Here is a 14,378-nt window from a genome sequence, read left to right as displayed (position 1 = left end):
TATTAGTTATGCTCATTGTCATTTCAAGTGGTGTGACACTTTGGACATTGATAGTCGATCAGAAAGGGGTGATAAAGAAATGAGATTTATTGATTTATTTTCAGGTATAGGCGGATTTCGGCTTGGAATGGAAAGTGTTGGACACGAGTGTATTGGATTTTGTGAGATTGATAAATTTGCTAGAGAATCTTATAAGTCCATTTTTCAAACGGAAGGAGAAATAGAATTTCATGACATACGAGATGTTTCAGATGACGAATTTAAAAAACTTAGAGGGAAGGTCGATGTCATCTGTGGGGGATTCCCTTGTCAAGCATTTTCAATCGCAGGAAGACGATTGGGATTTGAAGATACTAGAGGAACTTTGTTCTTTGAAATTGCTCGGGCGGCCAAACAAATCCAACCACGTTTTCTTTTTCTTGAAAATGTTAAAGGCCTACTCAATCACGATAAGGGACGGACGTTCACCACAATTCTTACCACACTTGATGAGTTGGGGTTTGATGTTGAGTGGCAGGTGCTTAACAGTAAGGATTTTGGCGTTCCCCAAAACAGAGAGAGGGTGTTTATTATCGGACATTCTAGAAAGAAAGGTACCAGACTCTTATTTCCTTTCAGACGAGAAGGTCAAGCAACTAACTCTGAGACTTTAAAAACAATAGGGAATTTGAATCCATCAAAAAGTGGCATGAGCGGTAAAGTGTATTATTCAGAAGGTCTTGCACCAACCTTAGTTCGTGGAAAAGGAGAAGGATTTAAAGTTGCGATTCCTTGTATGACACCAGACAGATTAGAAAAAAGACAAAATGGTAGACGTTTCAAGGATAATCAAGAGCCAATGTTTACTTTAAATACTCAGGATCGCCATGGTATTGTCGTTGTTGGAGATTTACCAACTAGCTTTAAGGAAACTGGTCGCGTCTATGGAAGTGAGGGCTTATCTCCAACACTAACTACGATGCAAGGTGGAGATAAAATTCCCAAAATACTGATCCCAGAACCAATCCATTTTCTAAAAATCAGGGAAGCAACTAAAAAAGGGTATGCTCAAGCAGAAATAGGAGATTCAATCAATTTAGAAAGACCAAGTTCTCAGTATCGGCGTGGTAGAGTTGGAAAAGGTATAGCGAATACTTTGACAACTGGTGGTCAAATGGGAGTAGTAGTGGCTAGCTATGAAGGAGAAGATAAGCAAGTTTACCATGTAGCCGGTGTCTTAATAGATGGACAATTTTACCGTTTGAGAATACGACGAATCACCCCTAAAGAGTGTTTCCGCCTGCAGGGATTTCCTGATTGGGCTTTTGAAGCTGCTAGAAAAGTCTCTAGTAATAGTCAGCTCTATAAACAAGCTGGTAATAGTGTAACCGTACCTGTGATTGCCGCAATCGCAAAGAAATTAAAAGAAATAGAGGAAAAAGATGAAAGCATTAAATAAAGAATCAATACTAGATTGTGATGAATTAGAAATAGAATTACATGACGGAGAAATCAAACAGCTGGATGAACAAATATTTTTAATGCCTAATTATCCATGTGAGTTTGAGGTGACATTTTTAGATGATTACCATAAAAAACACAATTACCCACTATTTTATGAATCCTATCTTCAAAACATTATGGAATTCCTTGAAAGTCAGGATATAAAGAATGGAGCTGATGCCTTTATAGATGATAATCATAATCTTGTTTTTGTTTTATATGGGCAAGGCTATCGAGCCGAGGGAAAAGAGGGAATACTTACAACCCAGGTAACTGTAAAAGCTTATGATGAAGACAAGAAATCAGTTAACTTCTCAAATTTATTAGATTCCTTAATCGTTTCAGAATATCAAATGGAACCGAATCTTTGGGAGGTCTCCCATGATTGATCTCTATCTAAGTAAAAATAGCCAAAGAAATCAACTTCTTTTAGAATTCTTCCAAAACTATGGCATTGAGGTATCCTGTCATTCGATTTCTGAAATGACAAGGGATAAATTAATTGAGATGATGAGCTATTCTTCAGATTGTTTTGAGTTTTTATCTCCCAATTTATTACGATTTAAGAACCGTGACAATTTAAGATTAACGGATTTCATTGAAATGATATTAAAAAATCCTGAACTAACCATCAGACTTCCTCTTGCGGTTTCGAATAAAAGAGTTTATCCAAATCTAAATTTGGAGGAAGCTAGAGCTTTATTGCCAAGAGATACGAAACAATTGATTTACATGGCACAAACACATTATTTATCTAACTAAAGGAGAAGCAATATGGCTGAACGATTTTGGGAGAACTTGTCCATTATTTTGGCTGAAAGAAATATTAGCTGGATTGAGTTAACCAGAAAAATGTTTGCGGGAGAGTTTCACTATCCAAGTGAATTGAACCGTTTGTATCAAAAGATACGCCACTACAAGATGGAACAACGAATGCCTCAAAGTCCATGGGTAGAAAGAATTGTGCAGGTATTAGATTTAGATTATGAAGATTTATTTCGGAGGTAACTATGAAAAGAATCATTCCAGTTTATATATTCCAACAAGTAAATGTCCTATTGGTATCTCTATACTTACTGAAATTTCTTTGTATCGGTGAGTTAACTATACTACAGATTCTCTATGGAGCGTCGCTCATTTCTTTTTTATGGATGTATGGCCAACGCAAACAAGCTCATAAGGTCAATATGAAATCTAGGATGAAATGGCTTGGTATTGGATTCATTAGCCTACTGATTATAAGTCTATGTTTTAGCCTAATCCATGCTCAAGGAACCACGAATCAAGCAAACTTAATTGGACTTCAACATCAAGTGCCTTGGTTTTCATTTTTATTGTTCTTAATCAATGCGAGTATGGCTGAAGAATTTCTGTATAGAGAAATTTTATGGAATTTGGTCAGAAAATTAGATATTCGAGTTGCGTTGACAAGTGTTTTATTTGCCTTAGTACATCATCCAGGAACCATTCTAGCTTGGTGTTTATATGTTTCACTTGGGATGTTTTTAGGGATGGTACGCTATAAATCGGACTTATGGGGCAGTATGGGGCTACATTTGGTGTGGAACCTACTAGTTTATAGTTTGCTGCTTTTTTAGACCAAATTAGCTTGTTTTAGGGAAATGAAATGCTAACGTTATGTAACAATGTTAGTCTTTTATTTCAAACTCTTTGATTAATATGAATTTAGCTCGACAGAAAAATAAGAAATGTGATAAAAATTTCAACTACTCTTATCTATAATAAAGCTACCTGTTCTTTGAAAATTGAATCCACTCCGTCTTGATTAGCGTGCCTGTGTAAGTAGGGACTGAGAGTATTTCCCTGTGAAGGGCAACTGGCACAAGACGTGTGTGAGAATTTTCTAACAGACACGGAGTTTATCGTTACCAGACTTAAACGATGCGACAAACTAGATAAAGGAGTTAATTATGAAGGTAGTAAACTTGTATGATTTGAAACAAATGGGAAATAAAGGTGGTTGTACCATCCAATTGATTCATCACTTTCCTTTTGGTATGGGCTTAGGACATCTCAAAAAAGACTACATTGAATTTAAACGTGTTGGTATCTTTGATGGGAAGGCAGTAGAAGTCACTCTTCGAGAACCTTATTCGAGAGATCTACTGAAGGTTGTCAAGTCGATTAAGCAACGTCAGAAATTGATAGCTTATCGTTATAAAGAAGGAAAGCTGCTATTTGTTAAGAAGGAGGCATCAGATGTCCTCTGAACAACAGGAACGAATGGCAGTTCAATATGCAGAGCGTAGTCTTTTATTCACTGTCAAAAGTCTCTTAAAGATTCTAGAATGGTCTAGATGTCAGGCTTTAGCACAGGATTCCGCTTATAAGATAGGAGTACAGAAATTAGAAGAATTGCTACAATCTCCCTATGCGATTGATACGATTAATCTGAAAAAAGATTTTTTAGACAAACCAATTGATATAGAGAAATTTAAAGCTTTTTTAGAAAAAGAAGAGATTCCTTTAGCCATTGCTTGGCAAGGGGATTCTCTGCATTTCTACACGAAAGACCGTTCGATTCTAGACCATCATTTAGACCATCTGCTAGAAAAAATGATTAATGATCCGGAGAAATTAGCTGATTTTACCATGGATAAGTCATTAGACGATGCAATTGATGAGGCTAAATCCCAAATTACCTTTATACAAGAAGGGGCCGTCAAACAGAAAGAGATGGTGAGATGATGTACAGTGGAAAGAAATTCCTACTATTCTCACTGTTAGGCATCTTACTAGGCTATCTTTTTCATCGTTTGACGCTTTTGTATGATTCCTATACTGGAAATAGCTTAGATAAATGGACTCATCTTCTGATGGAAGGTCAAGATGAAGTTCTTCAGTCGCCATGGAATGTTTCTTTTACTGGAAAATCAAGTGCTTTTTTTCTACTAGGCTTTCTGATGATGTTGCTGGTTTATCTCTATCTAGAGACTGGTAAAAAACAATACCGAGAAGGGGTAGAATACGGGAGCGCCCGTTTTGGAACTCTAAAAGAAAAGAAGCTCTTTTATGGTAAGGAATTTTCTCATGATACGATCTTAGCACAAGATGTTCGTTTGACATTATTAGATAAAAAACCACCCCAATATGATAGAAATAAGAATATTGCGGTGATTGGAGGTTCAGGAAGTGGGAAGACATTTCGCTTTGTGAAACCCAATCTGATTCAAATGAATAGTTCTAATATTGTAGTGGATCCTAAAGATCACTTGGCCGAAAAAACAGGCAAACTCTTTTTAGAACATGGCTACCAAGTAAAGGTGCTAGATTTAGTCAATATGAAGAACTCAGATGGCTTCAATCCTTTTCGCTATATAGAGACAGAAAATGATTTGAATCGCATGCTGACGGTTTATTTCAATAACACCAAAGGCTCTGGCTCTCGTAGTGATCCATTTTGGGATGAAGCTTCTATGACTTTGGTACGAGCTTTAGCCTCTTACTTGATCGATTTCTATAATCCACCTAAAACAAGAGAACAGCTCATAGAAGAAAGTCGTTTGAGTCAAAAGGAATACCAAAACTTGTTGAAACGTCAAAAAAAAGAAGTGGAAGAGCGAAAAAAACGAGGGCGTTATCCAAGTTTTGCTGAAATCTCAAAACTCATTAAACACTTATCCAAGGGTGAAAACCAAGAAAAAAGTGTCTTAGAAATTCTATTTGAAAATTATGCTAAAAAGTATGGGACTGAAAATTTTACCATGCGAAATTGGGCAGATTTCCAAAATTATAAGGATAAGACTCTGGATTCTGTTATAGCTGTAACCACTGCGAAATTTGCCCTCTTCAATATTCAAAGTGTCATGGATTTGACCAAAAGAGATACCCTTGATATGAAGACATGGGGCAAGGAAAAATCAATGGTTTACTTAGTTATCCCAGATAACGATAGTACCTTTCGCTTTCTTTCAGCCCTCTTTTTTTCAACCGTATTTCAAACCCTAACAAGACAAGCAGATATTGATTTTAAGGGTCAATTGCCTCTTCATGTGAGAGTTTACTTAGATGAGTTCGCAAATATCGGAGAAATTCCAGATTTTGCTGAACAAACCTCAACAGTTCGTTCTCGTAATATGAGTCTCGTTCCCATTCTTCAAAATATTGCCCAACTTCAAGGACTCTATAAAGAAAAAGAAGCTTGGAAAACCATTCTTGGGAACTGTGATAGCTTAGTATACTTAGGTGGGAATGATGAAGATACCTTTAAATTTATGAGTGGCTTACTCGGTAAACAAACCATTGATGTTCGAAATACTAGTCGTTCCTTTGGCCAGACAGGTTCAGGATCCCTTTCTCATCAAAAGATTGCTCGTGATTTAATGACACCTGATGAAGTCGGAAATATGAAACGACATGAATGCCTGGTTCGAATTGCCAATATGCCTGTCTTTAAAAGCAAAAAGTACAATTCCACTAAGCATCCAAACTGGAAATACCTAGCCAATCAAGAAACCGATGAACGGTGGTGGAACTATCAGATCAATCCTTTGAATCAAAGACAAGAAAATCATCTTGACGGCCTTAGAATTCGTGATCTAACTTTTGAATCTAGTTTAAAATAAAAATAGAAAAGAGGAAATAGATGATTACGCATTTTAAAGGTTTTGTTTATGGAGTAGACGCAAGTGCTATGTTTGCACAAGCTATGTCTTTGTTACAGAAGGGATTGATTGCGGTTGGTGCCTTTCTCGTTGTTGTAGGGATTGTCAACCTTGCAACCAATATTAAAGATGGTGGACCAGGTGTTCGGAATGCCATTCTTGAAATTGTCGGTGGTGTTATGGTAGGGGCTGCTGGAGCCTTTGTAACCCAGATTTCAATTTAGGAGGATGAACAATGACATGAATCTTAGTTTAGTCTCACCCTTTGTTTACCTTGCATCTGAAAAAATATCAGCTGAAAATTTATTTGAAGGATTTAATGTGGATTTACAATCTACGGTAGATCTGATTAAATCTCTATCTAGCTATAATCCAACCGTTTGGACTTATATGTCAAGTATTACTAAAAGTGTCATGCAGCCTCTTGGAGTTGCGATTTTATCAGTTGTTCTCATCTTAGAGTTTTCGAAGATGGCAAAGAAAATTGCTAACTCTGGTGGAGCGATGACCTTTGAAGCCATAGCGCCAATGCTGATTAGTTATATTATGGTCGCAGTTGTAATTACCAACACTACCGTCATTGTAGAAGCCATCATCGGGATTGCGAGTCATGCCATTGAACAAGTGGCCTCGATTGTGGCTCACGGTGGGGCAAAGTATGATACACTCTCTGGATTAAAAGGGTCAGGATTTATTGGCCGGATGATTGTGGGCTTTTTCGCCCTCCTCATTTGGCTTGTTCGGATAGTAAGTGCAGCCATGGTTAATCTTTTGGTATCTATTCGATTTATTCAACTCTACCTTATGATCCCATTTGCCCCTCTTACGATTCCAACATTTTTAAGTGATGAATGGAAGTCTATTGGTATAGGCTATTTAAAAAATATTATGGTCTATGCGGTACAAGGGGTTCTTATTTTTCTGATTGTTTCTCTTGTTCCTTTGTTTGAATCTGCTGGTAAAATAGCTGTTTCAAATGGTGCAGGAGTCCTGCAATCACTTGCGATTATGTTTGGTAGTTTGGTACAAGCTATCTTACTGATTATTGCCCTCGTTGGTTCTCAACGTACGGCTCGCTCAATCTTAGGTATGTAATTAGATAAAGGCTAGGAAGTGGTTGCTTCTTAGCCTTTTTAGAAAGGAAAGTCATGAATACACGTGTCTTTAAAGACATCTCAAAATACCAACACAGGGCTTGGTTAGGTTTCACCACAAGACAAATCATCTTTGTTTTACCAGCCTTTATTGTCACAATTATTGTTTTGGGCTTGAATCTCTTTTTCTGGCAATTTGGAGATTGGTTTGTTTACGGTTTTGTGTTTGCTTTTACCATCCCCCTCTTGCTTTTTGGAGTCTATAAACCCAATGATTTATATTTTGAACATTATTTGAAATACCGTCTTCATTTTGAACTAACGATACCCCTACGCACAATTTCAGGAAAGAAAGGACTTGAACATGAAAAGAAAATCAAATACATTAAAGAAACAAAAAACTTCAACGACTAATAAAAAGGAAGAAGTTAAAGATAAAAAAGAGGAAGTGTTACCATCAACGGCTAATACTCTTTCCTATCAAGCCTTGTATCAAAATGGTCTGATGCAGGTAAAAGAAGATTATTTTTCACAAAGCTATTTACTTGGTGATGTCAATTACCAGACTGTTGGTTTAGAAGATAAGGGAGCAATCATTGAGAAGTATTCTGATTTGATTAACTCTTTAGATGACCAAACCAACTTCCAATTGACCATTTTTAATAAAAGATTGAATTTAGAAAAATTCAGACACAGTGTTTTGTATGAGGAAAAAGAAGATGGGTACGATAGCTATCGTAAAGAATTGAATCGGATGATGAATCAAAATTTAGATAGTGGTGAAAATAACTTTTCGGCTGTGAAACTGATTAGTTTTGGTAGAAAGGATTCTAATCCCAAACAAGCTTATCGTTCCTTGTCTCAAATAGGCGAATATTTCAAGAGTGGTTTCTCAGAAATTGATGCTCGATTTGGATCCTTGACTGGAGAAGAACGGGTGAACTTGTTGGCAGATATGCTTAGAGGAGAACACCATCTTCCTTTTTCTTATCGTGATTTAACGAGATCTGGCCAGACAACTCGTCACTTCATAGCACCTAATCTCTTGGATTTTAAAAACAAGAATTACCTACAAATCAATGACCGCTTATTACAGATTGTCTATGTCAGAGACTACGGTATGGAGTTAGGAGATCAGTTTATCAGAGACCTCATGCAAGGAGATTTGGAATTGATTGTGAGCCTCCATGCTCAAAGTTCGACCAAGGCGGATGCAATGAAGAAACTTCGAACAAAGAAGACCTTGATGGAATCCCAAAAGATTGGGGAACAACAAAAACTAGCTCGTACAGGTATCTATTTGGAAAAAGTAGGTCATGTATTAGAAAGCAATATCGATGAAGCTGAGGAACTCTTAAAAACCATGACCGAGACAGGAGATAAACTATTTCAAACAGTCTTCTTGATTGGTGTTTTTGGTCAGGATGAAGAAGAACTCAAACAAGCACTAGACACTATTCAACAAGTGGCCGGCTCAAATGACCTAATGATTGATAAACTTCCATATATGCAAGAAGCAGCCTTTAATAGTTTGCTGCCATTTGGTTGTGATTTTTTAGAGGGCTTATCACGGAGTTTATTAACATCCAATATAGCAGTGAACTCACCTTGGACCTCAGTAGACTTACAAGACCGTAATGGGAAATATTACGGTATCAATCAAATATCAAGTAATATTATTACCATTGATCGTAGCCTATTAAATACACCGTCTGGTCTGATTTTAGGGACATCTGGAGCTGGTAAAGGCATGGCAACCAAGCATGAGATTATCACGACAAAAATCAAAGAATCTGGTGAGAATACAGAAATTATCATCGTTGATCCAGAAGCAGAGTACAGTGTGATTGGACGGGCTTTTGGTGGAGAAATGATTGATATTGCGCCTGATTCCCAAACCTATCTCAATGTTCTTGACTTGTCTGAAGAAAATATGGATGAAGATCCTGTAAAGGTAAAATCAGAATTTCTTTTATCCTTTATCGGCAAGTTATTGGATAGAAAAATGGATGGAAGAGAAAAATCGATTATTGACCGAGTCACCAGACTGACCTATCAGTCATTTAAAGAGCCTTCTTTGGAAGAATGGGTCTTTGTCTTGAGTCAACAACCAGAAGAAGAAGCGCAGAATTTGGCACTTGATATGGAACTATATGTCGAAGGTTCTCTTGATATTTTTTCTCATAAGACCAATATTCAGACAGGATCTAATTTCTTGATTTATAACGTTAAGAAGTTAGGAGATGAGCTGAAACAAATCGCCCTTATGGTGGTTTTTGATCAGATATGGAATCGCGTCGTACGGAATCAAAAATTAGGGAAGAAGACCTGGATTTATTTTGATGAAATGCAGCTTCTCTTATTAGATAAATATGCCAGTGACTTCTTCTTTAAATTGTGGAGTCGTGTCAGAAAATATGGAGCCAGTCCGACTGGAATAACTCAAAATGTCGAAACTTTATTGTTAGATCCAAATGGTAGACGGATTATTGCCAATAGTGAATTTATGATTCTCCTCAAGCAAGCAAAAAATGACCGAGAAGAATTGGTTCAACTCTTAGGCTTGTCAAAAGAACTCGAAAAATACCTAGTCAATCCAGAAAAAGGGGCTGGACTGATAAAAGCTGGTTCAGTTGTTGTTCCCTTTAAGAATAAGATTCCTCAAGGTACACAATTGTTTGATATCATGAGTACAGATCCTGATAAAATGGCTTCTAACTAAGGGGAAGTAAAATGAAGGATAAAAGAGAAATCATACGTGCCCGAAAGACATTTAGAAGAAGTCTAAAAGATGAGAAGAAATTCTTGAAACAAGGAAAGAAGGAGGTGAAGAAACAGAAAAAAGATTCCTCTGCACTGGATGAAAAAGCATGGAAAAAAGAGATAAAGCAAAAGCTAGAGGAGATGAGAGAAGCTTCAAAGGCTAGAGTAAAACAAGCAAATGAAGACTACAATCATATTCATCAAAATAGTCCTCCATCTCTTTTGAATCGAAAAGAATTAAGAGACAGACGATTACCTCATGCTAGGAAACGATTGAAAATAGCCAAGAAGCAATTTAAGGAAGCTAAGGTAGAAGCAAAAGAAGAAAGAAAAGAGAATCGTAAAGAAAGAAAAACCAATCAAAAGTTTCTCTATGGTCAGGAAACGAAAGCAAAATCTAATTTTTTCTTTCAAGGGAAGAATTTAGAAGAATTAAAAGCTAAGAAAGAAGTCAAGGCCGCAAAAGAAAATCTAAAATCTACCAAACAAGCCTATAAGTCCAAAAAAGTCAGTAGGAAAGCCAAAACTTTTCTTTATGTCCTTGGACGTGAAGGTGGAGAGTTAGCTTCAGAAAATGAAGATTTAGAAGGCTATCGCACGCTACAAGAGACCATTAGAAAAGGAAAACGCTACAGCCGAATTTCTTATAATCTGGGGAAAGCTAGTGTCAAAACAGGACAAGCAACAGGTCGTTTTACCAAGAAGAGACTGACCAACACAAAAGAGCGATACCATCATTTTAAGGATGGAAAAGGATGGAAACTAGCGAAAGATAATCCAAGTTCCTTTAAAAATCGGTTTCGAAAATTAAAGAAACAAGGTTTTACAAGTGTCCGAAATATCTATCAAAAACTAAAAGCAGCCTTTTCCTTCTTTACATTTGCGGCTGGAAATCCTGCAACATGGATAGTTGGAGGATTAGTCTTTCTTCTCTTATTTATGATGAGCTTCTTTTTAGGTTTTTCATCTGCTAGTTTGATTCAACAAGATGAATTTGAATTAACAAAAGCTTATACCCACCTAACTTGGGAAGACGCAGAACATACTCGTACAAATGACAAAGGCATTACCTATTACACAAAAGTTGATGATGTGATGGGGTATATGAATTTTAAATTCCATGACTATGAGTTTCACAAACCAGTTCACTTATTTAGTTCAGAAACTTACAAGGATTATCTGTCTACTTTGTGGCATGATTTAAACGATGGGGAAGATTTGAAATCCATGCAAGACATTTATGAAACTCCTAAGTATAAACTATCGAAAGACGATCAAGAGGAAATGAAGGAACTAAAAGAAGAAGGTGTCTATGCTTCCATGCAGGAATTGGACAATCCGTTTGAGGGACAAAGCAACGAAGATAGTTTAACCATGACTTATCGTTATGGATACTATGATTTAGACGGAAAACCTACTCTTCAGGAGTACATTCTACTAAAAGCGAAGGCTCACCAAACGATTGTCGCACCAATGGATGGGGTCGTATCTCTAGATGGTGACAATGTAATTCTCACTAATGGAAAAGGAGAGAATGAGAGTCGTTTGACCTTGTATTCTATTCATAATGGCCGTGCGATTGAGGGGACAAGAGTCCTAACGGGTGATATTATTGGTGAAACAGCAGACGATACAGGTTTGAAAGTTTCCTATCAAAAGTATAAGAACAAGAAAGAAAAATTGGTGTATGTCAATCCGCAATTTTATTTTCCAAAAGTCATTCAACTTCAGACAACTATCTTACCTGCCATTGGTCAGTTTGGTGGGGATGAGTTTGAACGAGCAAAACATATTTATGAGTTTTTGAAATCTCAAGGGGCAAGTCCCCAAGCCATTGCGGCAATTTTAGGAAATTGGTCGGTAGAATCTTCTATCAACCCAAAACGAGCTGAAGGGGATTATTTATCTCCTCCAGTTGGCGCTACGGATTCCTCATGGGATGATGAAAGCTGGTTAGCGATTGGAGGGCCAGCCATTTATAGTGGTGCTTATCCTAATATTCTTCATAGAGGTCTAGGTTTAGGGCAATGGACAGATACCGCAGATGGGTCAACACGTCATACAGCCTTGTTGAATTATGCACACGCCAAAAATAAGAAGTGGTATGATTTAGACCTCCAACTTGATTTTATGCTTCACGGGGATAGTCCTTACTATCAAAGTTGGTTAAAGGATTTCTTTGGAAATACGGGCAGTGCAGCCAATCTCGCCCAACTCTTCCTTACCTATTGGGAGGGAAATTCTGGTGATAAACTACTAGAAAGACAAACCAGAGCAACGGAATGGTATTACCAAATTGAAAAAGGTTTTAGCCAAACAAATGGAGGACAGGCAAAGAGTGATCCACAGTCCCTTGAAGGGGTTCGTGGAGACTTGTATGAGCATTCTGTTCCTGGTGGTGGAGATGGTATGGCCTATGCCTATGGACAATGTACATGGGGGGTTGCGGCTCGTATGAACCAATTAGGCTTAAAATTAAAAGGAAGTAATGGAGAGAAGATTTCAATCATTAATACCATGGGAAATGGTCAGGACTGGGTTGCAACAGCTTCAAGTCTTGGAGGAGAAACAGGTTCCACACCAAAAGCAGGCGCTATTGTTTCTTTTGTCGGAGGTACCCATGGCACACCAGCAGACTATGGTCATGTGGCTTTTGTCGAGAAGGTCTATGATGATGGTTCTTTCCTTGTGTCTGAAACTAACTATGGTGGCAACCCTAACTATACCTTTAGAAAAATCTCTCAAGCAGATAGTGCCATTAGTTTTGCTTATACGGTGAAATAAAAGAATCATGTCATCAGTTTAGGTGACATGATTCTTAGTTTTTATAGAGTGACATATTTAATGCCATAGGCTGATAACTTACTTGATGATCGTCTTTAATCAATTGACTGTAAGCAACAAATCCGAACTGTTCATAAAATTGAATGACTTTAGGATGATTGATACTATCTAAAAATACCATCTGAGTTCCTACAATTGCTCGAAATTCTTCAATTTTTTGAATTACAATTTCAAATAACTCTTGTCCTGATAGTTTATTTAGCTTTGTGTTTTTGCCGAATTGACCGATAAGTAACACAGGGAGATAATCAATATTTTTGGGACTTTTCCCTTTTAGGACAAGTTTCTTTTTTAAGGATTTCTCTAAATCAGAAATATCAACAACTTTGAGAGATAAACTAAAGAATCCTATGATGTTACTTGTTTCAATTTCTTCAACGATAAAATTACGAGAACGATGTTGTTTTTCAAAATTGGGAGCTTTATCAGATAGATAAGTCAACATCTCTTCATTACCGTTGAAATTAACATTTTCTAAAATGATAGTTTTAAATAGCTCCTGAACTTGTTTCTTAGTTTTATCAGGAGCCAGCACTTGAATATTTTCAAGATATTGCTTAAGTGGTGTTACTTGAATTGTCATCTTACAGATACTTTGAAATGAGTTTATTTTTCGTTGGAGCGGTAGCGTCTTGTGATTCAATAGATTTCAAGACTGCTTGTAGCTTTTTAGATGGTTTATGATTAAGAATTTTTAGAGCATCTTCGTTTGTTAGTTTTATGTCACGTGTTAAACTGATTGTAGCCATTTGTTCTACCTCCTGTTTCTACTTAAATTCATTATAGCTTATTTTGAAAAAAAGTTCAATCTAAAGATAGTGTATGTTTTCTATAGTGTATAAATCCAAAATAAGTTTTTCTCTTGTATTTGTAGCTCATATTCGTTAGAATAATGGTGTAGATGAGTGGTCGGCTCATGGTCAATCTGATAGTAATCTTGGACATAAGGGCCAAGCGGTGGCGGACACCAGAACGAAATCCGATAGCAATCTTGGACGTAAGGGCCAAGCGGTGGCAGACACCAGAATAAACCGACTGACTAGGTGGCTTACAGGTTCAGTAAGCCATCTATTTTTTATTATTACAATAGTTTATTTGAAAAAAATTTTCTGATTTACTTAAAATTAATTGACATATAATAGTAAAAATGGTATCATTGTTTTATAAAGAAACCGGTTTCAAAAAAGAGAGAGGAGGATTTATTTTGTCGGATTGTTACTCAGGGTGTGCTTTGTTTGAAAGGAGAAATAAAATGAAAACGAAAAAAAATAGATTACTCGCTCTAGCTCTTATTTCAAGCTTTACATTAATGGGAGCTGTATCTGCCGCAGTGCAGTATCCTGATGGTGGTGTTTGGACCTATGGTGAGGGTTCTGGAGGAGGATGGGCTTTTTCAAATTACTACCATGGTAAAAAATACCATTATTCATCTATCGTGAGCAGATGGGATAGTGATTCTGATAAAGGAGAAGCTCCTGCTGGAAAAACTTCCTACGCATGGATTTGGACCAAATGGGGAGAACAAGTATCATTTTACTATGATTATGACTAATCGTTCATTGGTTTAAAT

General features: G+C 36.9%; 16 protein-coding genes. 14 read left to right on the top strand and 2 right to left on the bottom strand.

Translation table 11 applies throughout. The features are described 5' to 3' along the window. The first annotated feature begins 79 nt into the window (after positions 1–79). The 13 genes from dcm to HMPREF2795_RS08180 all read left to right on the top strand — a co-directional run bounded on the left by dcm (position 80) and on the right by HMPREF2795_RS08180 (position 12,748). The gene (dcm, locus tag HMPREF2795_RS08240) at positions 80–1,438 is read left to right on the top strand and encodes a DNA (cytosine-5-)-methyltransferase (RefSeq protein ID WP_075228633.1); all 1,359 of its coding nucleotides are present in this window, start codon (positions 80–82) and stop codon (positions 1,436–1,438) included. After that, complete coding sequence (locus HMPREF2795_RS08235) at positions 1,422–1,871, top strand: hypothetical protein (RefSeq protein WP_075228632.1); 450 nt, start codon at positions 1,422–1,424, stop codon at positions 1,869–1,871. Before dcm ends, HMPREF2795_RS08235 begins: the two co-directional genes overlap by 17 nt. Next, positions 1,864–2,244, top strand: a complete 381-nt coding sequence (locus tag HMPREF2795_RS08230; RefSeq protein ID WP_005589856.1) for a thioredoxin domain-containing protein — start codon at positions 1,864–1,866, stop codon at positions 2,242–2,244. The genes HMPREF2795_RS08235 and HMPREF2795_RS08230 overlap by 8 nt, the downstream gene beginning before the upstream one ends. A gap of 12 nt (positions 2,245–2,256) precedes the next feature. Continuing rightward, a complete protein-coding gene (locus HMPREF2795_RS08225) occupies positions 2,257–2,490 on the top strand; it encodes a hypothetical protein (protein ID WP_000840776.1) in 234 nt (77 codons plus the stop codon). Positions 2,491–2,492: 2 nt separating this feature from the next. Beyond that, positions 2,493–3,080 (top strand): CPBP family intramembrane glutamic endopeptidase, encoded by a 588-nt coding sequence (locus tag HMPREF2795_RS08220; RefSeq protein WP_075228631.1) that lies wholly within the window; start codon positions 2,493–2,495, stop codon positions 3,078–3,080. 333 nt (positions 3,081–3,413) lie between these two features. Continuing rightward, positions 3,414–3,713, top strand: coding sequence for a hypothetical protein (locus tag HMPREF2795_RS08215; protein WP_044727593.1), 300 nt, complete (start codon positions 3,414–3,416; stop codon positions 3,711–3,713). Further along, a complete protein-coding gene (locus tag HMPREF2795_RS08210; protein WP_075228630.1) occupies positions 3,703–4,191 on the top strand; it encodes a hypothetical protein in 489 nt (162 codons plus the stop codon). Before HMPREF2795_RS08215 ends, HMPREF2795_RS08210 begins: the two co-directional genes overlap by 11 nt. Beyond that, positions 4,191–6,068 carry a VirD4-like conjugal transfer protein, CD1115 family gene (locus tag HMPREF2795_RS08205; protein WP_075228638.1) on the top strand — a complete coding sequence of 626 codons (1,878 nt, stop codon included), beginning with the start codon at positions 4,191–4,193 and terminating at the stop codon, positions 6,066–6,068. Before HMPREF2795_RS08210 ends, HMPREF2795_RS08205 begins: the two co-directional genes overlap by 1 nt. Positions 6,069–6,088: 20 nt before the next feature. After that, a complete protein-coding gene (locus HMPREF2795_RS08200) occupies positions 6,089–6,331 on the top strand; it encodes a hypothetical protein (protein ID WP_000627865.1) in 243 nt (80 codons plus the stop codon). Positions 6,332–6,347: 16 nt separating this feature from the next. Then, positions 6,348–7,202, top strand: coding sequence for a VirB6/TrbL-like conjugal transfer protein, CD1112 family (locus HMPREF2795_RS08195; RefSeq protein ID WP_049512298.1), 855 nt, complete (start codon positions 6,348–6,350; stop codon positions 7,200–7,202). A gap of 53 nt (positions 7,203–7,255) precedes the next feature. Further along, positions 7,256–7,615, top strand: coding sequence for a PrgI family protein (locus HMPREF2795_RS08190; RefSeq protein ID WP_074324869.1), 360 nt, complete (start codon positions 7,256–7,258; stop codon positions 7,613–7,615). Then, entirely contained in the window at positions 7,566–9,923 is a 2,358-nt protein-coding gene (locus HMPREF2795_RS08185) for a VirB4-like conjugal transfer ATPase, CD1110 family (protein WP_075228629.1), read from the top strand. The genes HMPREF2795_RS08190 and HMPREF2795_RS08185 overlap by 50 nt, the downstream gene beginning before the upstream one ends. A gap of 11 nt (positions 9,924–9,934) precedes the next feature. After that, entirely contained in the window at positions 9,935–12,748 is a 2,814-nt protein-coding gene (locus HMPREF2795_RS08180) for a phage tail tip lysozyme (protein WP_075228628.1), read from the top strand. A 34-nt stretch (positions 12,749–12,782) separates the two neighbouring features. Here HMPREF2795_RS08180 and HMPREF2795_RS08175 read toward each other — a convergent pair whose 3' ends face one another. Then, positions 12,783–13,391: a hypothetical protein gene (locus HMPREF2795_RS08175; protein WP_075228627.1), complete on the bottom strand. Its 609-nt coding sequence runs from the start codon at positions 13,389–13,391 to the stop codon at positions 12,783–12,785. 1 nt (position 13,392) lies between these two features. Next, the gene (locus tag HMPREF2795_RS10765) at positions 13,393–13,557 is read right to left on the bottom strand and encodes a hypothetical protein (protein WP_000201399.1); all 165 of its coding nucleotides are present in this window, start codon (positions 13,555–13,557) and stop codon (positions 13,393–13,395) included. Between the two features lie 503 nt (positions 13,558–14,060). On the opposite strand from HMPREF2795_RS10765, the gene HMPREF2795_RS08170 reads away from it, so the two are divergent. Further along, on the top strand, positions 14,061–14,360 hold the full coding sequence (locus HMPREF2795_RS08170) for a lactococcin 972 family bacteriocin (protein ID WP_049525949.1): 300 nt from the start codon (positions 14,061–14,063) through the stop codon (positions 14,358–14,360). Positions 14,361–14,378 lie beyond the last annotated feature (18 nt).

Source organism: Streptococcus sp. HMSC056C01 (genome assembly GCF_001811305.1).
GTDB lineage: Bacteria > Bacillota > Bacilli > Lactobacillales > Streptococcaceae > Streptococcus.
Note: the sequence above shows the minus strand (reverse complement) of the source record. Positions and strands in the feature narration are given on the sequence as shown.

What these genes read in the sequence shown, in the direction of transcription:
- dcm (WP_075228633.1), top strand. Translation starts at nt 80, where the DNA reads ATGAGATTTATTGATTTATTTTCAGGTATAGGCGGATTTCGGCTTGGA.
- HMPREF2795_RS08235 (WP_075228632.1), top strand. Translation starts at nt 1,422, where the DNA reads ATGAAAGCATTAAATAAAGAATCAATACTAGATTGTGATGAATTAGAA.
- HMPREF2795_RS08230 (WP_005589856.1), top strand. Translation starts at nt 1,864, where the DNA reads ATGATTGATCTCTATCTAAGTAAAAATAGCCAAAGAAATCAACTTCTT.
- HMPREF2795_RS08225 (WP_000840776.1), top strand. Translation starts at nt 2,257, where the DNA reads ATGGCTGAACGATTTTGGGAGAACTTGTCCATTATTTTGGCTGAAAGA.
- HMPREF2795_RS08220 (WP_075228631.1), top strand. Translation starts at nt 2,493, where the DNA reads ATGAAAAGAATCATTCCAGTTTATATATTCCAACAAGTAAATGTCCTA.
- HMPREF2795_RS08215 (WP_044727593.1), top strand. Translation starts at nt 3,414, where the DNA reads ATGAAGGTAGTAAACTTGTATGATTTGAAACAAATGGGAAATAAAGGT.
- HMPREF2795_RS08210 (WP_075228630.1), top strand. Translation starts at nt 3,703, where the DNA reads ATGTCCTCTGAACAACAGGAACGAATGGCAGTTCAATATGCAGAGCGT.
- HMPREF2795_RS08205 (WP_075228638.1), top strand. Translation starts at nt 4,191, where the DNA reads ATGTACAGTGGAAAGAAATTCCTACTATTCTCACTGTTAGGCATCTTA.
- HMPREF2795_RS08200 (WP_000627865.1), top strand. Translation starts at nt 6,089, where the DNA reads ATGATTACGCATTTTAAAGGTTTTGTTTATGGAGTAGACGCAAGTGCT.
- HMPREF2795_RS08195 (WP_049512298.1), top strand. Translation starts at nt 6,348, where the DNA reads ATGAATCTTAGTTTAGTCTCACCCTTTGTTTACCTTGCATCTGAAAAA.
- HMPREF2795_RS08190 (WP_074324869.1), top strand. Translation starts at nt 7,256, where the DNA reads ATGAATACACGTGTCTTTAAAGACATCTCAAAATACCAACACAGGGCT.
- HMPREF2795_RS08185 (WP_075228629.1), top strand. Translation starts at nt 7,566, where the DNA reads ATGAAAAGAAAATCAAATACATTAAAGAAACAAAAAACTTCAACGACT.
- HMPREF2795_RS08180 (WP_075228628.1), top strand. Translation starts at nt 9,935, where the DNA reads ATGAAGGATAAAAGAGAAATCATACGTGCCCGAAAGACATTTAGAAGA.
- HMPREF2795_RS08175 (WP_075228627.1), bottom strand. Translation starts at nt 13,391, where the DNA reads ATGACAATTCAAGTAACACCACTTAAGCAATATCTTGAAAATATTCAA.
- HMPREF2795_RS10765 (WP_000201399.1), bottom strand. Translation starts at nt 13,557, where the DNA reads ATGGCTACAATCAGTTTAACACGTGACATAAAACTAACAAACGAAGAT.
- HMPREF2795_RS08170 (WP_049525949.1), top strand. Translation starts at nt 14,061, where the DNA reads ATGAAAACGAAAAAAAATAGATTACTCGCTCTAGCTCTTATTTCAAGC.